Raw genomic sequence first — 22813 nt, forward strand, 5'->3', positions numbered from 1 at the left:
GCTGACCTCAGGAGGTTCTAATCATGAGTAATCTAAATCTTCATCCTTTATTTCGTCGTAGCATTGGATTTGACCGTTTAAATGATTTTATTGACTACGCCATGCAAAGTGATGCACCCAACTACCCTCCATATAACATAGAGAAATCTGGTGAAAACCGTTATCGCATTGTGGTGGCTACCGCAGGTTTTAGCCTAGAGGAATTAGGACTGAGTCTAGAAAATCAGTTACTTACCATTTCAGGTAAACCTGAGGCTGTTCAGAAAGAAACAACTGAATATCTGCATAAAGGAATCGCGCGTCGTGCCTTTAAATTGTCTTTACGCTTAGATGAACATATTGAAGTTCAACAAGCAGATTATGAGAATGGTTTATTGATCATTGACTTGGAACGAATCATACCAGAAGAAAAACTTCCACGCGAAATCCCAATTGGTAAGAAAAAACTTTTACTTGATCAGCCTGAATCTACAGACAAAACTGTAAGTATTGAGTAATTATGCTTTAAATCAAAAAAGCCCTGCTATTCGAGCAGGGCTTTTTTGATCATTGGATGATTACTTTTTCTTTTTAGGACCAAGTAACATACCCATTTGACGACCTTCCATTTTTGGTGCTTGTTCAACAACACCACTTTCAGCCACATCAGCCTCAATTTTTTGTAATTGAGCTAAACCTAACTGTTGGTGAGCCATTTCACGACCACGGAAACGTAGAGTAATTTTGACTTTGTTGCCTTCTTCAAGGAATTTCAGAATAGCACGCAACTTAACGTTGTAATCACCAACATCTGTACCAGGACGCAATTTGATTTCTTTAACTTGCACTTGATGCTGTTTCTTCTTAGCATCTTTTTGCTTTTGCTTTAAATCAAATAAATGCTTGTTAAAGTCCATGATTTTACAAACAGGCGGTTCTGCATTTGCCACAATCTCAACAAGGTCAAGATCTGCGTCTTCAGCAGCACGCAACGCTTCTGCAAGCGTCACAATGCCTTTTTGTTCTCCATCTGCAGCAACGAGACGGACTTCTTTTGCCTTAATCTCGTCGTTTAATGCAGGACGATTGCTTTTAGCACCTTGTTGTTGGTTACGGTCAGGCTGTTTAATCTTTCTTACTCCACAATATACCGGCCACGTTCGGCAACGGCTGCTTTCACTAAGTCAACAAATGCATCAATTGACATAGTCCCTAAATTTTTTCCAGAACGGGTACGAACATTAACCGTACCTTCTTCCACTTCACGATCCCCAAGTACCAATAAATATGGAATACGCTCTAATGTACGCTCACGAATCTTAAAGCCGATTTTCTCATTTCTCAAGTCTGAAATCGCTCGAATGCCATTTTCTTTGAGTTTTGCAACTACATTTTCACATGCTGCTGCTTGAGAATCGGTAATATTCATCACACATGCTTGGACTGGTGCCAACCATGGTGGCATAAAGCCTGCGTAGTGTTCAATAAGTATACCAATAAAACGTTCAAAACTGCCAAGAATTGCACGGTGTAACATCACAGGATGGTCACGATCGTTATCTTCTGTTACATATGAGGCATCTAAACGTAATGGCAAGTTAAAATCACACTGAATCGTACCGCATTGCCAGATCCGACCTAAACAGTCTTTCAGAGAGAATTCAATCTTCGGACCATAGAACGCACCTTCACCAGGTTGCTCTTCCCAATCTAGACCTGCTTCGTCTAAAGCATCTGCTAAAGATTTTTCTGCAACATCCCAAAGCTCATCTGCACCTACACGTTTTTCAGGACGAGTAGACAACTTCATTTGAACTTCTTCAAAGCCGAAGTCTTTATAAACATCTAAAGTTAGTTTAATAAAGTCTGCAACTTCTTTACCAATTTGTTCAGTGGTACAGAAGATATGTGCATCATCTTGGGTAAAGCCACGTACACGCATAATGCCGTGTAATGAACCTGATGGTTCGTTACGGTGACATGAACCAAACTCTGCCAAACGAATTGGAAGATCACGGTAAGATTTCAAACCTTGGTTGAAAACTTGCACGTGACATGGGCAGTTCATTGGCTTAACAGCATAGTTACGGCTTTCTGAATGCGTCGTAAACATGTTTTCTGCGTAGTTAGCAGCGTGACCCGATTTTTCCCAAAGTGTAAAGTCTACAATTTGCGGCGTTTTAATTTCTTGATAGCCATTGTCTTGTTGAATTTTACGCATGTACTGTTCAAGTACTTGGTAAATCGTCCAACCATTGGCATGCCAAAACACCATACCAGGCGCTTCTTCTTGCATATGGAACAAGTCTAAAGCTTTCCCAATTTTACGATGGTCACGTTTTTCAGCTTCTTCAATACGCTTGATGTAAGCAGCTAATTCTTTTTTGTCCGCCCAAGCTGTACCATAAATACGCTGAAGCTGTTCATTCTTCGCATCACCACGCCAGTATGCACCTGACATTTTAGTAAGTTTGAATGATTTTAAGAACTTAGTATTGGGCACGTGTGGACCACGACACATGTCAACGTATTCTTGATGATAGTACAAGCCCATTTGAGTTTCATCAGGCATATCATCAATTAAGCGTAATTTATAATCTTCACCACGCTCAGTAAAGATTTTGATGACCTCTGCACGAGGGGTCATTTTTTTAATGACATCATAATCTTCATCGATCAACTTTTTCATGCGTGCTTCGATGGCAGCCATATCTTCTGGTGTAAATGGCTTTGAACTAAAGATGTCATAATAAAAACCATCTTCAATCACAGGGCCAATCACCATTTTCGCTTCTGGGAAAAGTTGTTTTACCGCATGTCCCACCAAGTGCGCACATGAGTGACGAATGATTTCTACACCTTCTGGGTTTTTAGGTGTAATAATTTCAAGTGTGGCATCTTCGGTAATGAAATCACTTGCATCCACTAAACGACCATTGACTTTACCTGCGACTGTATTTTTAGCAAGTCCAGGTCCAATACTTTGTGCAACTTCCATGACAGAAACGGCTTGGTCAAAAGTTTTTTGATCGCCATTTGGCAATGTGATAATAGGCATAAGAAAAAATCCTTAAGGAGTGATGCCCCGTACAATAGAGCATATCACCGCGAGATTATGATCGAGCGAAGCTCAAAAGATAAAATCGGTGGAACAAATAAAAAGTGCGGATAATTTTACACCTTAAATGATGATTGATAAACCTCTTAACGCAGATATAACGCGTTGGTCTATTTTTTTTGAAACAAACGACTAAAAATAAAAATACAGTGATATATTTATCACTTTAAAGAAAAACTAGAGTTTCAAATCTCCATCTAAGACTAAAAAAGGCAAATGATGAAAAAGCTCAACAAGAAAATTAAACTTATAAGTACAAGTGTTGTTATATCTATGGCATTGAGTGCATGTGGAGGTGGAAGTTCTAATGATGGAAATTCTGCTGCCACTAATCCAACCCATCCCACAACACCGACCAATCCAACTACACCCACTACCCCAACAAATATTGAATGTGTCAATGGTATTCCTAAGAATTTAAAGACAACGGGTTCAGGTTTCTTTAGTGAAGAAATTTTTTCATTAGAAAGAGAAAGTAATCTCGTTTTTTATTCAAATACACTCCACAATGGTGTCATCTATCAAAACTTAACTCACTTTCTTAAAAACTCACCTACATCCATCAGTACTGATTATATAGATCAATATCGTCTAACACCCTCAAAATTAGACACGAGTTTCAAACAAACGCTGACGAGTAGTGGTTTTCCACTCGGTTATGTCATTTCTCAAAATGGAAATTCAACTGTATTAAATCAATTTAGTGATGAATGTACAATTCAAGCCGAAACTCAAGTTAAATCCCATGCGATACAAATTGATATTTCAGGTAAAACAGTTGCTGATTTATTTAAGTATTATGATTACCCTAATTCAGGAAATGCTCAACGATATATCAGCTCTAATATTGTAAACTTTCTCAAATATCATGATAAAAAATTACTAAATTCACTATTATTAGATCAAACTAAATTTCCTGCGGGATCAAAAATTGGCTACATTGATCAAACAATTTTAAATGCTCCCAATATTACATTTAATCACAGTAACTTAACCAATTACAAAACAATAGAAGAATTTATAGCAAATACAAAAATCCCTAAAGGTTATGTTTGGAAAACAGACCAATTTGCAGGATATCAAGTTGCTTATCCAGTGAGTAGTTCGACAGGAATAGGATATCCATTTACTCAAAACTACACAGCTGTAAGATTAAACGGTAAGATCTATTCAGCAGCCTATTTCCCTGCTGGAGATTTAATTAAAATGCAAATGGATCCATCAGAAAAAAATGTGGATATGTCTGAAACTTACTTTAATAAAACAGCCATGATGACATTGGCAAATGCATTAAACAAAGTGCTTTGATAGAACTTTGTTTTTAAAAAACCGCCATTACGGCGGTTTTTTAATGTTATTTTTAAGGTGTAGTAGTCACTTTATTTTAAATAGTCATGTTAAAAATAAAATGTAAATTTAGACAAATACTCGACTAAAGAATAAATGATTTATAATCAAGATATGCATATCTTTTAGACATGGAAATTAAAACAAATATGAAATGGAGTTAAAAAATATGATCAGTGCATACGATGAATTACCACGCACACCTGCGAACTTTGTCGCATTATCACCTTTACGCTATTTAGAGCGTGCTGCGTACATCTATCCACATCAGGATGCGATCGTACATGGTGCACGACATATTTCTTGGCGTGAAACGTATACACGTTGCCGTCAGTTTGCACATCAATTACAAAATTTAGGCATTCAAAAGAATGATACCGTTTCGGTATTATTACCTAATATTCCAGCAATGATTGAGGCACACTTTGCAGTTCCTATGGTAGGTGCAGTACTCAACACTTTAAATACCCGTCTAGACGCAAAGACCATTGCCTTCATGCTTGAACATGCTGAAACCAAAGTCCTTTTGGTTGATCCTGAATTTGCAGCACTTGCACAAGAAGCAATCGCACTCATAGATCAGGAAATCTATATTATTGACGTGGCAGATGCAGAATACGAAGCCAATGATACCACTCCACGTATCGGTCAGGTCGAATATGAGGACTGGCTCAAAGCAGGTGACGAAAATTTTGAATGGCATCTACCACAAGATGAATGGGATGCCATCAGTTTAAACTACACCTCAGGTACGACAGGCAATCCGAAAGGTGTGGTTTATCATCATCGTGGTGCTTATATTAATGCAGCAAGTAATATCATTGCCTGCGGCATGACCCCACGTTGTAAATATTTATGGACATTACCCCTCTTTCACTGCAATGGTTGGTGTTTTGCGTGGACAGTAGCGGCAAATGGCGGTACCAATATTTGCTTGCGTAAAATCGACCCAGAATTGATTTATAAATTGATTGATCAATATAAAGTCGATTATTTTTGTGGCGCACCAATTGTACTGTCGATGCTCATTAACACACCAAAAGATAAGCAAATCAAATTTAATCATCGTGTTGAAGTGATGGTGGCAGGCGCTGCCCCACCTGCGGCAATCATTGAAGGCATGCATCACATTGGTGTACAAGTGAACCATGTGTATGGCTTAACCGAAACCTATGGTCCATCTGCACTATGTGCCTCACAAGCAGGTTGGAGTGAGCTTTCAATCAGTGAACAGGCACAGCTACATTCGCGTCAAGGCGTACCTTATCCATTGCAAGATGGTATGCGTGTGCTTGACCCTGAAACCATGCAACCTGTGCCTAACGATGGTACCACCATGGGCGAAATTATGTTCCGTGGCAATATTGTGATGAAAGGCTATTTAAAAAATCCACAAGCAACAGAAGAAGCCTTTAAAGGGGGATGGTTCCATACAGGTGACCTCGCAGTTTGCCAACCTGATGGTTATGCCAAGATTATGGATCGTTCCAAAGACATCATCATTTCAGGAGGTGAGAATATTTCATCGTTAGAAGTGGAAGAAGTCCTTTATACCCATCCAGCCATCATGACGGCTGCTGTAGTGGCAAAACCTGATCCACGTTGGCAAGAAGTACCATGTGCCTTTATTGAGTTAAAACAAGGTGCACAAACCACACCAGAAGAAGTGATCGAGTTCTGTAAGCAGCATTTAGCGCGTTTTAAAGTGCCAAAAGATGTAGTGATTGGTGAAATTCCAAAAACCTCTACAGGTAAATTACAAAAATTTATCTTACGTGATTGGGCAAAAGAGCGTTCTGTAGGTGAGTTTAGCTAATCCTGTAAATAGCCCTCTCCTTTTCAGGAGAGGGCTAGGCAGAGCCAAAATAAACGCATAAAAATGATGGATCAATATGAATTCTTATAATCCCAAACAAGTATGAATAGCCCAAACAGTAAAAAACGACCTACAAAAGGTCGTTTTTTATCATCAAACTTAAGTAAATCAAATTACTTTGCTCGACCTTGTTCAGACAATAGCGCCACTTGTTGAACATAGTTTAAAAACTTCTGTTTAGATTCAGCCAACTCTTCTTCAGTTGCTTGCAATGACTTATCACGATGAATACGAAGCACATGTTGACGCAATGAATGACTTTCTGCGGCATTATAAGATTTACAAAATTCTTTAATGGCAGGATCACGCTGCTCAATCATACGTTCAACCCAACGATCCAATTGTGCAAGTTTTTTTGCACCTTGTTTCGGAGTCAAGTAAGATAAAATCATTGCTTCATCTTCATTACGCAATAATTTACCAATACGCTGAAATTGACGGCGGCGTGCTTCAAATGATGTGATTAATTGCACATCAAGCAAAGCTTCGATCAAACGTTCTTCAACAGGCAAGGCTTCGATTTGTTTTTTCGACAATTCAGCCAATTGCTCACCCAAAGCAGCCATACGTTGTACAGCTCTTTTCTGTTCTGATTTACTTGCACGTCCTTCTAAAGACTCAAAATCGTCTTCAGTAAAACGTTGCGGACGACGTGCCACGATTATTCTGCCTCGTAAAATTTAGCTGCGAATAGTGCTTGAACTTCAGACAAAGCTTTTTCTTCATCTGCACCGTCAATCACTAGACGTAAAGTGGTTCCCTTACCTGCACCAAGCATAAGTAAAGAAAGGATATTCTTTGCATCAACCAATTTATCATCTTTACCAATCTGAATCGATGAACGAAATTTGGTCGTCACTTCAATGAGTTTTCCAGATGCTCGCGCATGTAACCCTAATTTATTAATTACGTCAACAGTTGTGTCAATCATGACCAGTGCTTCATTTCTCTATGTAATACTTGAATCGTCCATTTTGACTGTAACGCTGTTTTCAACCGATCAACGATATAAACCGAACGGTGCTGTCCACCCGTACAACCAATAGACACCGTAATATAATGTCGATGTCCTTCCGCAAATGCAGGCAACCACTTATTTAAAAATTGGTAAATATCGTTATACATGTCATTGGCTTGTGGACTTTCCTCTAAAAAAACTTTCACAGGTTCATCCAAACCTGAAAATTTTCGCAGCTCTAAATCCCAATGTGGATTAGGTAAATGACGAACATCAAAAACAAAGTCGGCATCTAAAGGAATACCGTATTTATAACCAAATGACTGTAAAATCAAAATCAGTTTATCTGACTGCCCCAACTTGGACAATAATATATCTTTTAAATCGTGTACGCTTTTATCTGATGTATCTATATGCACTGTGGCACGTAATTGAATTGGCAGTAATAAATTTTTTTCTTCTTGAATACACTCATTTAAACTTTTAAAACGTGTAGACAAGGGATGTGGTCTACGTGATGCACTAAATCGTGAAATCAGCTCTTGATCACGTGTCGTAAGATAAATCACATCGACTTCACCATGCTTTTGTAGCATTTGAAAAACATGGTCGAAACCTTGTAAATCAGCACGTGTACTACGGACATCAACCCCTAGAGCCAATTGCTCTAGATTGTTTTCTTTGTCTAATTTTTCTACAATTTCAGGCAGCAATGCCAAAGGTAAATTATCAATACAGTAATAGCCCAAATCTTCTAAAACCTGCAATGCAGAGGATTTTCCTGATCCAGATTGTCCTGTCACGATAAGTATACGCTTCATGGCATGGCGACCCTAATTTATTGTTTTAAGTAGAATGTTTAACCTGTAAGTTATCAATCAAACGGGTTTTTCCTAATTTTGCAGCAACAAACAATACTATATCTTGATCAAATTGACCAATTTTTTGCAACGTTGGCGTACGTGCTTCCACGTAATCTACTTCAAAACCTGCCTCAGTGAGTATTTGACGAATATTCGTTAACACAACATCTAATTCAAGCCCATCATGCAATTGCTTTTCAGCTGCTTGCAAAGTTGCATAAATGGTCGGTGCAGTTGCACGATCTTGCTCAGATAAATAACCATTACGAGAACTTAATGCCAAACCATCTTCTGCACGCGCAATAGGCACAGCAATGACTTCTATTGGCATACTTAAATCTTGAACTAACTGCTTAATCACTGCTAATTGCTGATAATCTTTTTGCCCAAAAAATGCAAAATTAGGTTGCACAATATTAAACAGTTTAGTCACAACAACGGCAACACCATCAAAATGTCCCGGACGTTGTAAACCGCATAAGTCATTGGTAATGTCACTCACGCTGATATTGGTCAAACGCGGTTGTTTGCCATACATTTGCTCTACAGAAGGTGCAAATACAATATCACATCCAACTTCAGCCAAAAGATGACTATCGTGCTCTAAGGTGCGAGGATAATTATCAAAATCTTCATTTGGACCAAACTGAATCGGGTTCACAAAAATACTGACCACCACTACATCACACAATTTTCGTGCAGCACGCACAAGGTTCAAATGCCCCTCATGCAAATTCCCCATCGTGGGGATAAAACCTATGATTTTACGTGCTGATCGAGCAGGACTTAACGATGCAGATAATCCTTGTATGGTAGTTTCAGTTTTCATGTTTATAGCTCGACTTGGAAAGTATGTTCAGCTGCAGGGAACGATTGATCTTGTACAGCCGCATGGTAAGCTTTAAAAGCATCCAAAATTGCGGTTTCCCCTGCTTGTTCTTTCATAAAATTACGGACAAATCGTGCTACACGACCAAAGGTTAAACCTAACATGTCTTGTACCACCAACACTTGTCCATCCGTTTCTTTACCTGCACCAATGCCGATGACAGGAACTTCAGGGAATAATTCAGAAATTTCTTGCCCCAACTGTGCAGGCACACATTCAAGCAATAAAATTGCTGCGCCTGCCGCAACCACCGCTTTACAATCTGCAATAAGCTGATCTGCTGCTGCACGGGTTTTTGCTTGTAATTTATAGCCACCAAACACATGTACAGACTGTGGTGTTAAACCTAAATGCACACAGACAGGAATACCATTGCGCGTCAAAGTTTGCACAGTTTCAGCTAACCACGCACCACCTTCGATTTTGACCATTTGTGCGCCAGCTTGCATCACTGTTTTTGAGTTGACCAACGCATCATTAAGCGTTGCATAACTCATAAAAGGTAAATCACACATGATAAAAGAATGCTGATTACCACGGCGTACCACAGCAGTATGATAAGCCATATCTGCGACAGTGACAGGCAAAGTTGAATCATGCCCTTGAATGGTCATACCTAAAGAATCACCGATTAAAATACTATCAATCTCAGCAATTTGCATTGCTTTTGCCATGCTTGCATCATAGCAAGTTAAGCATGAAAATTTACGTCCTTGCGTTTTAAATTTGCGTAAATCACTTAGACTAATCATGATGATAATCCTCTCATTCAGAGTTCCTTAGCGTTCAACAGGCTTAAATGTTTGCCCAATCTGTATCAGCTAAAACAGTTAAAGTTGAATGTTGTAGCAGTTCTGAGTTTTTTAAAGCTTGCCCATTCACTTTGAGATCAGGATCTAAATCCAACAAAGGAATCACTACAAAATCGCGCTCTAAAATACCAATATGTGGCACAGTGAGCCGCTCATTTATAATGTTTTTTTCAGCATAAAGCAAAAGATCTAAATCTAAAGTGCGTTCCCCCCAACGGCGTAAACGCACGCGCCCTGATTCATTTTCAAAGCGCTGTAAAGCATCTAACAATGCCAAAGGCGCTAAATCCGTCACCAATTGTGCAACAGCATTATGATAATTCGGCTGATCTTGCGGTCCCATCGGTGGACTTTGGTACAATTTCGAGACTTTCACTTGCCCAATAGTCGCAAGCTTTTGCACCGCTTCTTGTAAAATTTGCTGTGAGTCACCGAGGTTACTGCCTAAACCAATATACGTCAGCACACTCATTGTGTTGGTCCAAAAATCACTTGCGTCAAATCACGTTGTACACGTTTACGTTTTAAGATTGGATGATCAGGATGAATCGTATCCGCTTGATGAGAAGTGGCTTGTGTTACAGGTTTTTTCTCCTCAACACGTGGTTTACGACTACGACGACTGCGTGTTTCAACTTCTTTTACCAAAGGCTCAATTTGCGTTGAAACTTTGCTTTCTACAGACTCATCTGTTGTGGCTTTACGACGGTTTTTAGCACGTTGACGATTGTAACTGCTGATCGCACGTTCTTTCTCATCCAAAGACATATTTTGATAGGCTTCCCACCAACTGCCCATGCCTTGTGTTGCTGTATCGCCTGCCTTTTCACGCAATAACAAAAAGTCAAAACCCGCTCTAAAGCGTGCATGCCCTGATAATGCTTCAATTTGCTGTGGCTTCGGATTCAACAAACGCGTTTGCATTTCCCACACTTCACGAATAAACGTTTCTGCAAAACGAGGAATAATAGTACGTGTCGCTTGGCGTTTTAGTACATCTAAACCTGCTTGCGCACGTGCTTCTGCTGCAACAATACCTTTGGCTTGGTACACATCACAACGTTGCAGGAAGTTTTCCCATAACAACACCGCATAGAAAAATGCAGGATTTATGGTTTTACCAATTTGGATACGCTGATCGGTATTTTTTGCAGCACGTTCCATAAATGGAGTAACTTCAGGGTTTAAATCGGCAAATAGCTGTTGCCAAATACCAAACTCGATCAACATCGGCATAACACGATTGAGATGCCCCATGGTGAATAATTTTTGTGACTCATCATATAAACGATGGGGTGATACATCACGCAAAAGCTGAGTCATTTCAGGGGTGAATATATCTAAAATCGTCTGGTCAATATTAAAATTGAGCTTGGCTGCAAAACGTAAAGTACGCAACATCCGTACAGGGTCTTCTTCAAAACGCTGTGCAGGATCACCCAATAAACGTAAGGTTTTACTGTTTATATCCTCGACTGCATCACAAAAATCAAGCACGATACCTTTACGTGGTTGATAGTATAAAGCATTGATCGAAAAATCTCGGCGAGCAAAATCTTGCTCGATCGTGCCCCAATTATTGTCGCGTAAAATCATCCCTGCGGCAGAGGTGATGGCTTTTTTCGGTGGTGCACGGAAAGTCGCAACTTCAATCAACTCACGCCCTGAATAGACATGTGCCAATTCAAAACGGCGACCAATAATACGACAACGACGTCCAAAGACTTCTTTAACTTGGGATGGTGTTGCATTGGTCACAGCATCGTAATCTTTTGGACTTTGTCCCAACATCAGATCACGAACGCCGCCACCGACGATATAAGCTTCATAGCCCGCTTTTGTTAAAGAATCAATAACATCTAAAATGGAAGAAGGTAATTGAGCGGTGGATAATCCACACTTTGACGCACGCAAAGTTTGCAAAAGACGCTGTCTCCTACGTCAGGACGTAAAAATAATAATTATGCTAATAATATCTCTAACACAATCAAAGGGCAATTTGATTCTCTCAATCTTGCCCGAAATAATCTATTGTCGAATACATACTGCACACAGTTCAACCACATATTTTTTTCTTATAAAACAATCATCGTACGATTCTTTTCTAGCAATTTAGGACCAATTCCTTTGATATTTTGCAGCTCATCAATATTTTTAAATTTTCCATTTTGTTGTCTATATTCCAAAATGGCTTGGGCTTTCTTTTCACCTACCCCATTTAATTGCTGTAATTGCTGAACATTGGCTGTATTAATATTAATTTTTGCCCCCGATACAGCAGCGCTAGCACTGTTTGCTTGCTTCGATGTTTGATTATTACTCACCGTTGGCTTTCCTAAATAATAATTAGGGTCTTGCCTTTTAAGTTGCTCATCACGTGCTTGTTGTTTAGCTTTCCATTGCAAATAGTTTTGGTCAAATTTTTCAGCATGCGTATGAGGCAACACACACATACTGAAAAATAATGCTAAAAACAAAAAAGCATTTTTAAATAGATATTCCTGATTATTTTTCATACGCAGCCTGTTGTTTTAAATGTAATTTGGCTTGCTCCCATAGCTGATCTAATTGCGCTAAACTCATCTGCTCTAATCTTTTATTTTGTTGTAATACTTGATCTTCTATAAAAGCAAAACGTTTTTTAAACTTGTGAATGGTACTCAATAACGCCATTTCACTTGAGATCCCTAGTTTACGCCCAACATTGATTAATGAGAACAAACAATCACCAAATTCATCCATTATTTCATCGGATTTTTTAGCGGCAACTGCTGCCTCTAACTCAGCCAACTCTTCTTTCACTTTGCCATAAGCTTCTGCTGCATCAGAAAAGTCAAAACCAATCTTTGCAACATTTTTTTGAATATTTTCCGCTTGAATCAAAGCTGGCGCATGTTTCACCTCATCCAAACGCGACTGTGTTTTACCTTGCTTTTCTTGCTGTTTAATTTGCTGCCAAAGCTGTGAAACGTCTTCTGCATTTAAATCATTAAATTTATCTTTCTCAAAAACATGTGGATGACGGCGAATCAATTTTTGACAAATTGCCTCAACCACATCATTAAAGTCAAATGCCCCTTGCTCACTGTACATTTGCGCTTGAAAAACGACTTGCAATAACAAGTCTCCCAACTCATCACGTACATCATTGGCATGACCTGAGCGTACTGCGGACTCAACTTCATACGCTTCTTCGATGGCATATTGTGTTAAAGATTCTGGCGTTTGTTCACGATCCCAAGGGCATTCTTGACGCAACTGTTGCATGATGTTGAGTAACTTTTCCATAAAACGTCCTATAGATAACACAATAAAATCGATGACTACGCAGGCTTGTCAGCTAAAAGTATTTTATGTTCAACTGAACTAAGATCAATATTTTAAAACAAAAAGGATAGCCACATGCAGCAAAGTATTTTTATTAGTGGTGCAGCACAAGGCATTGGTGCAGCGATTGCTCGAACTTTTTATCAACAAGGCTATAAAGTGGGCATTTATGATATCAACGAAACTTTAGCACAACAGCTTGCACAACAACTCGGCAATAACGCCAAAGCTGGAAAACTTGATGTCAGCGATTATATACAATGGCAACATGCCTTAGACGAGTTTAGCACTTGGGCAGGTCAGCTCAATGTTTTAGTCAATAATGCAGGCATTTTATACTCTGGCGCATTTGAAAAAACCGAAATTCAAGCCCATCATCGCACCATTGACATTAATGTTAAAGGTGTTCTAAATGGTTGCCATGCTGCATTGCCTTTTTTAAAACAAGCAAATTTTGCACGTATTATCAACCTATCTTCAGCCTCTGCAATTTATGGTCAAGCCGATCTTATCTCCTATTCAGCCAGTAAATTTGCCGTACGTGGCATCACTGAAGGCTTAGATATTGAGTGGCAAAAATATGGTATTCGAGTCTTAGATGTCATGCCACTCTTTGTACAAACCACAATGGTAAAGGATATGGATGCAGGCACCATTCACAATATTGGTGTGAGTTTAAAACCACAAGATATTGCTGATGAAGTATTAAGCTTAGTAAATTGCAAAGGTAACTTGCTCACACCAACACATCATCCAATTGGTTTTAAAACCAAAGCCATGTATCAACTTTCAAATATCAGCCCACAAATTATCAATCGCCTAAGTAACATGTTATTAAGTCGAAAATAAAAATGAATATAATTTCAGCCAATAAAAAACCTGCGTTACGCAGGTTTTTTATCAGATCTACACTAGTTGCCTTGCACTAAGCGTCTTGCGCTAATAATACCGGGTTGTTGCTCTAAACGTGCCAACAAACGAGACAGTTGTGCCAAGCCTTTGACTTCAATCAAAAGCTTCATATTGGCAATACCATCTGCTTCAGAAATGGTATTAACCTGACGAATATTGATCTGATCAGAGAAAATCACTTGGGTTAAATCTTTCAACAAACCACGACGATCATAAGCTTCCACCACGATTTGCACACTTTGCCCACGTGTCGGCTGCATTTCCCAATCAGCTTCTACTGCACGATCAGGCTCTAAATTGATCATACGCATATAATCGGTACAGGTCACTTTATGAATGCTCACACCACGATTTAAAGTGATATAACCTGCAATCGACTCACCATGCACAGGCTGACAACATTGTGCGATATGCAATTCAACATTATCCAAACCGTCAATCAAAATACCATGTGCTGACAAGGTATGACTTGCACGAGGGTTCAACGTCGGCTTTAACACCAGTTCAGGCTCATCCTGATCTAAGTGCATATGACGATTTACTTGGTTAATCATGGCATGTAGGCTAATGTCACCACTCACCAATGCCACTAAAATATCGTCCCCTGTTTTGACATTAAAATGATTACAATAATCATTTAAATCAATACTTTTCGGGTGAATCGCTAAACGAGAAAGTTCTTTATTTAAAATCTCTCGTCCAACTTCCAAGTTTTTACTGCGATCTTGCTGTCTAAACCAATGACGCAATTTGTCACGCGCTCGCGCAGTTTTGATATAACCTAAAGAATTTACCAACCAATCCCGATTTGGCTCACGATCTTTTTTGGTTAAAATTTCAACTTGTTCACCTGTTTTCAAGGTGTAAGTAAGTGGGACATAACGCTGATTCACACGTGCGGCATAGCACTTATTGCCCACTTCTGTATGTACGTGATAAGCAAAATCTAAGACGGTTGAACCACGTGGTAATTCTTTGATATCACCATCACGACTAAAGACATAAATTTTCTCAAAACCTTCAAAGTCTTGAATATGTTCAAAATCTTCAGTGTCATCCTCATTTGGATGCACATTGGTTTCATTGCGTTCTTGATAATGCTCAAGCACTGAACGCAATGAATGCAACCGATGATTAAATGAATAATCTGTGGTTTTTGAACCTTCTTTATAATTGAAATGTGAACAAACACCTAGTTCAGCTTCTTCATGCATTTCTACAGTACGAATCTGAATTTCAAGCGATTTATTTTCAGCAATAACAGCCGTATGTAAGGAACGATAACCATTGGCTTTAGGATTAGTAATATAATCATCAAACTGATGCGGAATATGTCGCCAAATTTGATGCACAATACCCAAAGCGTGATAACATTCAGGAACCGATTTTACTAACACACGCACAGCGCGAATATCATAAAGTTGGTCAAAACTCAGATTTTTACTCTTCATCTTACGATAAATAGAATAAATATGTTTTACACGCCCTGAAATTTCCGCATGAATATCATGTGCTGCCAATTCACTTTTGAGTTTTTCCACCACAAACTGAATATATTGCTCACGCTCTAAACGCTTTTCATTGAGCAATGATGCAATTTCTTTATAACGTTCAGGCGCTAAATAACGAAAGGCTAAATCTTCAAGTTCCCACTTTAACTGTGCAATCCCTAAACGATGCGCCAAAGGCGAATAAATGGTAAGAATTTCACGTGCAACACGTTCTTGACGCTCTCTAGGTGATTTTGCTAACTCACGTAAAGCATAAGTACGTTCAGCCAATTTAATTAATACAACCCGGACATCTTCAGTCACAGAAATCAGCATTTTATAAATGCCAGACAAATGCTCACGTTGGTTATTATTAAAATGGTCTTCTAAACGTTTGTTTTTTTCGATCAGTTCAGAGAGTTTCCCCATTGCCAAAGTACCTTTGACAAGATTAAAAACATGCTCTCCAAACTTTTCTTGAATTTCTTCAAGGGTGGTAATACCTTCACGCACACTACGGTATAAAACAGCAGCAGATAAGGTATCTTCATCGACATGTAAATGCGCCAAAATATCAGCCATCCCAATTCCTGTTGCAAAGGTATTGGTTCGGCTATTTGCTATGGTCGCTAATTCTTTTTGTAAAACTAATTGAGCTACTTCTTGAAGCTGATCCAGCTCTGCACCGTCTAAAATTCCACGTACACGATCTAGCCAAGTCGCTAAAGCCTGTTGCGCTTCTACGGCATGTTCTACAGTCGCTTCCTCAGACAACTCATTTAGCTGTTCTGGAAGTTGTTCACGTACTGTGACCATACCCTTCTCCTGTGAATCTACAGTTCATTATAAATCGTTTATCTCAACATTTTTTTCAAATAAGGCAATGGATTCAACATGACCTGTATGTGTAAACATATCCATTACACCCGCCTTTTTCAGCTGATACCCATGTTGCACTAAAATCCCAGCATCCCTCGCAAGCGTTGCAGGGTCACAGGATACATAAACGATTTTTTTTGCACCAAACTTAGGTACATAATGCATGATTTGCTCCGCCCCTGCACGAGGTGGGTCTATTAATAATGCATCAAATCCTTGATTTGCCCAAGAATTTTGAGAAAAATCTTTTGTTAAATCTTGTGAGTAAAACGTAACATTAGTTATGCAATTTTTCAGTGCATTTTCTGTACCGCGCTTAACCATCTCGGGACTACCTTCAACAGCAATCACCGATCCGGTTTGCCCAACTTTTTTAGCGAGTGGTAAAGAAAAATTACCTAGACCGCAGAAAAGATCAAGCACACGCTCACCTTGTTTTAAATCAAGCAAATCACATGCCAATTTTACCATTTGTGGATTTACAGTAGGATTCACCTGCGTAAAATCTGTAGGTTTAAATGCAAAATGAATTGCAAAATCATTCAAACTATAATGTAAATGCATCGCCGCTTGAGCATCATCTACACGATGTAAGCTCTCATTCCCCGCAGGTTGAAAATACAGTTGCCACTGTTCCTCTAACGCAAATTGTTTTAATCGGTTGACATCTTGTGTCGATAAATCCGCTGTATGGCGAATTAATAATGCAATTTCCTGATCACCCTTTGCTAATTCTATATGACCAATATCGGCTTTGCCTGTAAGACTTTCGAGTAATACACGCAGTTTAGGTAAAGCTTTATCTAATTGTTGATCTAAAATCTTACACGTGTGGATATTAATCAATTGATTACTTTGCGACTCACGAAAGCCCATCAACAGTTTTTTCGTTTTTGCAATATAGCGCACACCAATGCGGGCTTTATGACGATAATCAACTTTAAGAGAACGAATAGGCGCTAGCCATTCTTTAGGCTCCAAACCTGCAAAATGTTTTAAATGCGATTTTAATACATCTTGTTTAAAACGGATTTGCTCATCAGGATGTAAATGCTGCAAGTTACAGCCGCCGCATGTGCCAAAATGTGGACATATCGGTTCGATCCGTTGCGGATGTGGTTCACTTAAAAGTTGTATCGTATCGGCTTCTTCAAGCTTAGACACTTGACGTGTAATTTGTACTTTGACTTTTTCACCTGGTAAAGCAAAACGAATAAAAACACTTTTGCCTTTTTTATCAGATGGGTGACTTGGATCATCACCATAGCGTGCTATGCCTCGCCCCTCATGTGAAAGTCTCTCAACGTTAAAAATAGACTGTGGTCGTTGAGATGGACGAGGTTTAGCTCTATGTTTCAAAGGAATACCTAATTGGGAGTAGTGGGAAAATCTGTAGCGCTAAATGCAGTTTTTTGTGCGCTTTCACGCCAAATCTGTACAAACTCAGCTTGCTGCGGTTGACCTTGTAAATAGTGAATCGTCGCTTGAATCCAAAGCTGATGATCTGCGAGTGAAATTTGACCTTTGAGTAAATTCCAACGCAAAAATATCAACCATGTATTTAAGACATCACCTTCACAATAACTGGTCAACTTGAGCCATTGTTTGGTTTTCACATATTCAGGAATAAAATAACCTGCAATACCTCGTTTACCAGGAAAACCCAATAAATGTGCAATATCATCTAATTTCTGAAAATGTCGACCATTAAACATTGCCATCACATCCATCAAGTCAACATGACGATGATGATAACGATTTTGGTAGTTATTATACCGTTTTTGTGTGTCAATCTCACCTTGATCGAACAAACTTGGTGCAGATAAACCATGATACATGGCACGGAACAAAATCACAGGTAAATCAAACTGCGAACCATTCCAACTGACCAAAGTAGGATGACGCTTATCAAAAATCGATAGAAATTTCTTTAAAATTTCTGCTTCAGAAAAATGTTCTTGGCTAAATGAAAACAGCTTCATCGAACCATTTTCATCAATCCATAAACCTGAAATACAGACAATTTCATGTAAAGGTAAGCGTTGAAAATCCGTCCCTGCTTCTTGACGGCGGATTTTCATTAATGCGTACTCTAAATCTTCTGCAGGTAAATCCAACCCATACAAATGTGCACCCGACTGATGATCAGTCAATGTTTCAATATCAAAAACCAGTACGGGTAAACGCATAAATAAGATTTCCCTAAACGACATAGACTATTTTACACATTAACTCGCTTCTTTTCAGAGAATCAATGCAGATAGGCAAATAATTGTAAAGTCTAAATCTTTTAAAATTTAATCCTCAACAGAGAATAAACCTGTTGAAAGATAACGGTCGCCACGATCACACACGATACATACAATCACCGCATCAGGATTTTCTTCTGCAATTTTGATTGAAGCCCACACAGCTCCACCTGATGATGTTCCCGCACTGATCCCCTCTTTACGTGCTAAAGCACGTGCAGTTTTTTCAGCTTCAATTTGTGGAATATCCATAATGTGATCGACACGTGATGGATCAAAAATCGTAGGTAAATACTCTTGTGGCCAACGGCGAATCCCTGCAATATTTGAACCTTCAGACGGTTGTAAACCCACAATTTGAATGTCAGGATTTTGTTCTTTTAAATATTTTGAAATCCCCATGATGGTTCCCGTTGTTCCCATAGAACTCACGAAATGGGTGATTTTACCCCCTGTTTGTTGCCAGATTTCTGGACCTGTCGTGAGGTAATGTGCTTCAACATTATCAGGATTACCAAACTGATTTAAAACCAGACCTTGCCCTTCTTTTTCCATTTGTAATGCCATATCACGTGCTTCTTCCATGCTTGCTGCTTCAATCAGCTCAGCACCATATGCACGCATCGCATCTTTACGCTCTTGGCTCGATGCAGCTGGCATAATCAAACGCATGTTGTAACCACGCATTGCCGCAACCATCGCCAATGCAATTCCTGTATTCCCACTGGTCGCTTCAATCAAGGTATCACCCGGCTGAATTTGTCCACGTTTTTCAGCTTGCATAATCATATTGTATGCAGGACGATCTTTAACAGAACCCGCAGGATTATTGCCTTCAAGTTTTGCCAATACCGTTGCTTGAGTATGATTTGCCAAACGCTGCAAACGCACTAAAGGCGTTTTTCCGACATAATGGTCAAGTAGAAAATCATCAGCGAAGAAATCAGGTTGTGTGTTACTCATCATTTGCACCTATATTGAGGTGGCGATATTGTATGAAAAAATAAAACTTACTGCACAACTTTCCATTCATTTTTCAAAATACTATGCCTCTATTAAAGCGATTCTGTATATTTTTTACTTTCATAGCATTTAATATTTTATTTTTAAAATCATTGATATAAAATAATTGAAACTTTACTTAGCATTTAAAATAATAAGATTATCTATAAATCAGCAAAGTATATTTTCCAAATGCTAAGATTTTTAATCAGATTGTCATGCAGGATGAATAAAGCATGTTAATATCATGCGCATGGTCAATGAGTTGCTGGAACCATGTCGAATTTCAATAAAAAACTCTTTAAACGTTTAAAACTCAATCATGCTTATGGGCAACTTATTGCATTAATTTTTGTACCGATCACTATTTTAGCGTGTGTTGGTGCACTCTTAGTGATCAAAGAGACTTCTTCCGCGACCAAATCCAATCAACGCTATGCCGCAATTGCGATTTTGAGCCGTTATCAAAATACTGCTGAACAGTTGATTCGCTTAATACAGAATGATCCCAAACAAAAACCCCATGCTGAAAATATTTTGCAGCATATGTTTAATGAAAAATATTTGATTCGTGCTGCAATCGTTCAGTCAAATAGCAAAGTATTGCTCAATGTTGGTTATCAAAGTCAGCAGTCTTGGCCAAAGCCCCCCACACAAGGTACTTTTGTCGGACCTCTTACAGCAAAGCATAATAATATTTACGCCACTCTTTTACACAATAATACGCAACAACCAACCGTTTGGCTCATGATTGAGTTGGACAATCAACCCTTAGAAATTGCCCACTATCGGGTCATGATCGTGTTGATTACCACAGGGCTATTTACTTTACTTTTATTATTACTGTGCTTAAATTTTTATTCTCGCCGTTGGATCGCACCAATGTACGAGATTCGTATGCAGTTACAACGTCTAAATGCTGACACGCTCGATCAGCACATGGTCATCAACAGTACAGGCGAGCTACGTCTACTACAACGCGACATTGCCAATGTGGTCAAACGTCTGCATTTTAGTTTCTTAGAATTAAAAGAACATACCGAACAAACTGAGGATGATTTAAGACGTACCTTAGATACACTCGAAGTGCAAAACATTACCTATAAACAGGCACGTGACCAAGCGATTTCATCCAATCAGGCAAAATCGGTCTTTTTAGCAAATATCAGTCATGAATTACGCACCCCATTAAACAGTATCGATGGCTTTATTCATTTATTGCTTCGACAAGATAATCTCAGCAATGACCAAAGCTTATACCTACAAACCATTCGTAAATCTTCGGCCCATTTATTGGCATTAATTAATGATGTACTCGACTTTTCCAAAATTGATGCCGGAAAATTAGAACTCGAAACTGCACCTTTTGATCTTGAAGAAGCAATTTTTGACGTCATGGATATGTTGTCACCTTTGGCTGCACAAAAGCAGATTGAAATGGCATTTTACTATGACGATACCGTTCCGAAACATGTCAATGGTGATATTTTACGCTTTAAGCAAATTCTGACTAATCTGATTTCCAATGCGATTAAATTCACCCCAGATGGCGAAATTATTGTACGTGTGCGTATGGAACATGATGATATTGGACAATGCTTATTGCACTTTAGTGTACAAGACAGCGGAATCGGTTTAAGTGGTACAGATCGGAAAAAACTATTTGAATCTTTCTCACAAGGTGATGCTTCTGTCACACGCCAGTTCGGTGGTACAGGTTTAGGACTTGCCATTTCCAAACAGCTTGTACATTTGATGCACGGGCAAATTGGTTTTGAAGACAATCAAGAACGTGCACCCACAGAAAAAGGCTCAACCTTTTGGTTTACCGCACAGTTTGATGTGGATGAACATGAGGAAATTATCCATCCGGTCTTTAAAGATATGCATGTCGTTTCCTTCCTCGCACATCCTGCAACTGCCAATGTGTTACGTCATTATTTAGAAGACTATCAAGTGACGCATATTGAAACACAGTCTATTTTAGACTTGTTTAGCAAGCTCAATAGCTTAGAGCGACTACCTGAAAACACATGGTTAATTGTTGATCATAGCGGTGATACAGAAGCATTATTAAAAGAAATTCGTGCACGTTATCAAGGTCATTTAGCAGTATATGGCTATCAAATGTCATTAGAGCCAAATATGCTCAATGAATATCGTGCTCGTCCATTGTATCAACCGCTCAGTCGTACAGGTGTCATTCAACTCCTCAGCAATCAGCCAATTTTTGAAACTGAGCAACACCAAGATTTTAAAGCACGTGATCTGCATGTCTTGGCAGTCGATGACCATTTGCCCAACTTAATTGTACTTGAAGCCCTGCTTGCTGAACTCAATGTCAAAACCACCAAAGCGCAAAGTGGTCAAGAAGCATTAACCATCATCCAACAAGGTATTGAACAAGGCTTAAAACCACATGATCTCGTGTTTATGGACATTCAAATGCCTGTCATGTCAGGTATTGATACCACCCGTGCCATTCGTTCTTTAGAGTCAACTTTGGATGGCATGCGCATGCCGATCATTGCGCTCACTGCTCATGCACTGGCAGATGAAAAACAAAAACTTCTAAAAGTAGGTATGGATGACTATGTCACCAAACCCATTCAGATTGATCAATTGATTCAAATCTTAACGCAATGGACATCTGATAACTTTGTTCAATCACAACAAGCTACTGAAAATACGGTCTATGTCGATGCACTCGACCCCGATATCTTAGATTGGAAACAAAGTCTTTCTTTAGCAGCCAATAAAGAAGATTTAGCACAAGATTTACTCAAAATGTTAGTCGATAGCTTCCCAACAGAATTAGATGAAATTTCACAATTGATTGAACTTGAAGATTTCCCACAGCTTGAACATGTATTACATCGTTTATATGGTGCAACACGTTATGTAGGTACACCAAAATTACAACGCGCTACAGGTGAGTTTGAACAGTTTGTATCGACTTTAAGAAAAGAACGCCGTAAAGCCGATGAACCATTTATTCAAGAAACTTTGCAACGTTTAGACCATTTACAATTAGTCATTCATGAAGTGGAGTCAGCCGCGCAGCAAGTGCTCAGTAGCTAATCTGTAGATCAGAACTATTGAGGTATCACTA

20 protein-coding genes are annotated in these 22813 nt (G+C 39.0%); 5 read left to right on the forward strand and 15 right to left on the reverse strand.

Annotated elements, in window-relative coordinates; genetic code table 11:
* Nucleotides 1-23: 23 nt before the first annotated feature.
* Nucleotides 24-497 carry an Hsp20 family protein gene (locus HUV91_RS13150; RefSeq protein WP_130072011.1) on the forward strand — a complete coding sequence of 158 codons (474 nt, stop codon included), beginning with the start codon at nt 24-26 and terminating at the stop codon, nt 495-497.
* A 60-nt stretch (nt 498-557) separates the two neighbouring features.
* Here the strand turns inward: HUV91_RS13150 and infC are convergent, their stop codons facing one another.
* Nucleotides 558-1109: a translation initiation factor IF-3 gene (gene infC, locus HUV91_RS13155; protein ID WP_130072012.1), complete on the reverse strand. Its 552-nt coding sequence runs from the start codon at nt 1107-1109 to the stop codon at nt 558-560.
* Nucleotides 1110-1114: 5 nt separating this feature from the next.
* Nucleotides 1115-3037, reverse strand: a complete 1923-nt coding sequence (thrS, locus tag HUV91_RS13160) for a threonine--tRNA ligase (protein ID WP_130072013.1) — start codon at nt 3035-3037, stop codon at nt 1115-1117.
* A 279-nt stretch (nt 3038-3316) separates the two neighbouring features.
* Here thrS and HUV91_RS13165 point away from each other — a divergent pair, with 279 nt between their 5' ends.
* On the forward strand, nt 3317-4405 hold the full coding sequence (locus tag HUV91_RS13165) for a hypothetical protein (protein WP_174493707.1): 1089 nt from the start codon (nt 3317-3319) through the stop codon (nt 4403-4405).
* Nucleotides 4406-4613: 208 nt separating this feature from the next.
* Nucleotides 4614-6260, forward strand: coding sequence for an acyl-CoA synthetase (locus tag HUV91_RS13170; protein WP_174493708.1), 1647 nt, complete (start codon nt 4614-4616; stop codon nt 6258-6260).
* A gap of 173 nt (nt 6261-6433) precedes the next feature.
* Here the strand turns inward: HUV91_RS13170 and yjgA are convergent, their stop codons facing one another.
* The 9 genes from yjgA to mazG form a co-directional block, all read right to left on the reverse strand.
* Nucleotides 6434-6979, reverse strand: coding sequence for a ribosome biogenesis factor YjgA (gene yjgA, locus HUV91_RS13175; protein ID WP_130072016.1), 546 nt, complete (start codon nt 6977-6979; stop codon nt 6434-6436).
* 2 nt (nt 6980-6981) lie between these two features.
* Entirely contained in the window at nt 6982-7251 is a 270-nt protein-coding gene (locus HUV91_RS13180) for an HPr family phosphocarrier protein (RefSeq protein ID WP_130072017.1), read from the reverse strand.
* Nucleotides 7248-8099 (reverse strand): RNase adapter RapZ, encoded by an 852-nt coding sequence (rapZ, locus tag HUV91_RS13185; RefSeq protein WP_130072018.1) that lies wholly within the window; start codon nt 8097-8099, stop codon nt 7248-7250. The genes HUV91_RS13180 and rapZ overlap by 4 nt, the downstream gene beginning before the upstream one ends.
* Nucleotides 8100-8124: 25 nt before the next feature.
* Complete coding sequence (gene panC / locus HUV91_RS13190) at nt 8125-8970, reverse strand: pantoate--beta-alanine ligase (protein WP_130072019.1); 846 nt, start codon at nt 8968-8970, stop codon at nt 8125-8127.
* Between the two features lie 2 nt (nt 8971-8972).
* The gene (panB, locus tag HUV91_RS13195) at nt 8973-9782 is read right to left on the reverse strand and encodes a 3-methyl-2-oxobutanoate hydroxymethyltransferase (RefSeq protein ID WP_174493709.1); all 810 of its coding nucleotides are present in this window, start codon (nt 9780-9782) and stop codon (nt 8973-8975) included.
* Between the two features lie 43 nt (nt 9783-9825).
* Nucleotides 9826-10314 carry a 2-amino-4-hydroxy-6-hydroxymethyldihydropteridine diphosphokinase gene (gene folK / locus HUV91_RS13200; RefSeq protein WP_130072021.1) on the reverse strand — a complete coding sequence of 163 codons (489 nt, stop codon included), beginning with the start codon at nt 10312-10314 and terminating at the stop codon, nt 9826-9828.
* Nucleotides 10311-11765: a polynucleotide adenylyltransferase PcnB gene (pcnB, locus tag HUV91_RS13205; RefSeq protein WP_174493710.1), complete on the reverse strand. Its 1455-nt coding sequence runs from the start codon at nt 11763-11765 to the stop codon at nt 10311-10313. The genes folK and pcnB overlap by 4 nt, the downstream gene beginning before the upstream one ends.
* Nucleotides 11766-11917: 152 nt before the next feature.
* Nucleotides 11918-12358, reverse strand: coding sequence for a ComEA family DNA-binding protein (locus tag HUV91_RS13210; RefSeq protein ID WP_416377021.1), 441 nt, complete (start codon nt 12356-12358; stop codon nt 11918-11920).
* On the reverse strand, nt 12348-13130 hold the full coding sequence (gene mazG / locus HUV91_RS13215; RefSeq protein WP_174493711.1) for a nucleoside triphosphate pyrophosphohydrolase: 783 nt from the start codon (nt 13128-13130) through the stop codon (nt 12348-12350). The genes HUV91_RS13210 and mazG overlap by 11 nt, the downstream gene beginning before the upstream one ends.
* Nucleotides 13131-13244: 114 nt before the next feature.
* On the opposite strand from mazG, the gene HUV91_RS13220 reads away from it, so the two are divergent.
* Complete coding sequence (locus tag HUV91_RS13220; RefSeq protein ID WP_174493712.1) at nt 13245-14018, forward strand: SDR family oxidoreductase; 774 nt, start codon at nt 13245-13247, stop codon at nt 14016-14018.
* 62 nt (nt 14019-14080) lie between these two features.
* On the opposite strand, the gene HUV91_RS13225 is transcribed toward HUV91_RS13220, so the two are convergent.
* From HUV91_RS13225 to cysM, 4 genes are all read right to left on the reverse strand, one after another.
* The gene (locus tag HUV91_RS13225; RefSeq protein ID WP_130072025.1) at nt 14081-16387 is read right to left on the reverse strand and encodes a RelA/SpoT family protein; all 2307 of its coding nucleotides are present in this window, start codon (nt 16385-16387) and stop codon (nt 14081-14083) included.
* Between the two features lie 27 nt (nt 16388-16414).
* On the reverse strand, nt 16415-17809 hold the full coding sequence (gene rlmD, locus HUV91_RS13230) for a 23S rRNA (uracil(1939)-C(5))-methyltransferase RlmD (RefSeq protein ID WP_174493713.1): 1395 nt from the start codon (nt 17807-17809) through the stop codon (nt 16415-16417).
* Between the two features lie 8 nt (nt 17810-17817).
* Nucleotides 17818-18639, reverse strand: a complete 822-nt coding sequence (locus HUV91_RS13235) for a 3'-5' exonuclease (protein ID WP_130072027.1) — start codon at nt 18637-18639, stop codon at nt 17818-17820.
* Between the two features lie 108 nt (nt 18640-18747).
* Nucleotides 18748-19662 (reverse strand): cysteine synthase CysM, encoded by a 915-nt coding sequence (gene cysM, locus HUV91_RS13240; protein ID WP_130072028.1) that lies wholly within the window; start codon nt 19660-19662, stop codon nt 18748-18750.
* A gap of 315 nt (nt 19663-19977) precedes the next feature.
* Here cysM and HUV91_RS13245 point away from each other — a divergent pair, with 315 nt between their 5' ends.
* On the forward strand, nt 19978-22782 hold the full coding sequence (locus tag HUV91_RS13245) for an ATP-binding protein (protein ID WP_174493714.1): 2805 nt from the start codon (nt 19978-19980) through the stop codon (nt 22780-22782).
* Nucleotides 22783-22813: the final 31 nt, after the last annotated feature.

Origin of the sequence: Acinetobacter sp. Marseille-Q1623, assembly GCF_902809895.1 — a bacterium.
Taxonomy (GTDB): Bacteria; Pseudomonadota; Gammaproteobacteria; order Pseudomonadales; family Moraxellaceae; genus Acinetobacter; species Acinetobacter piscicola_A.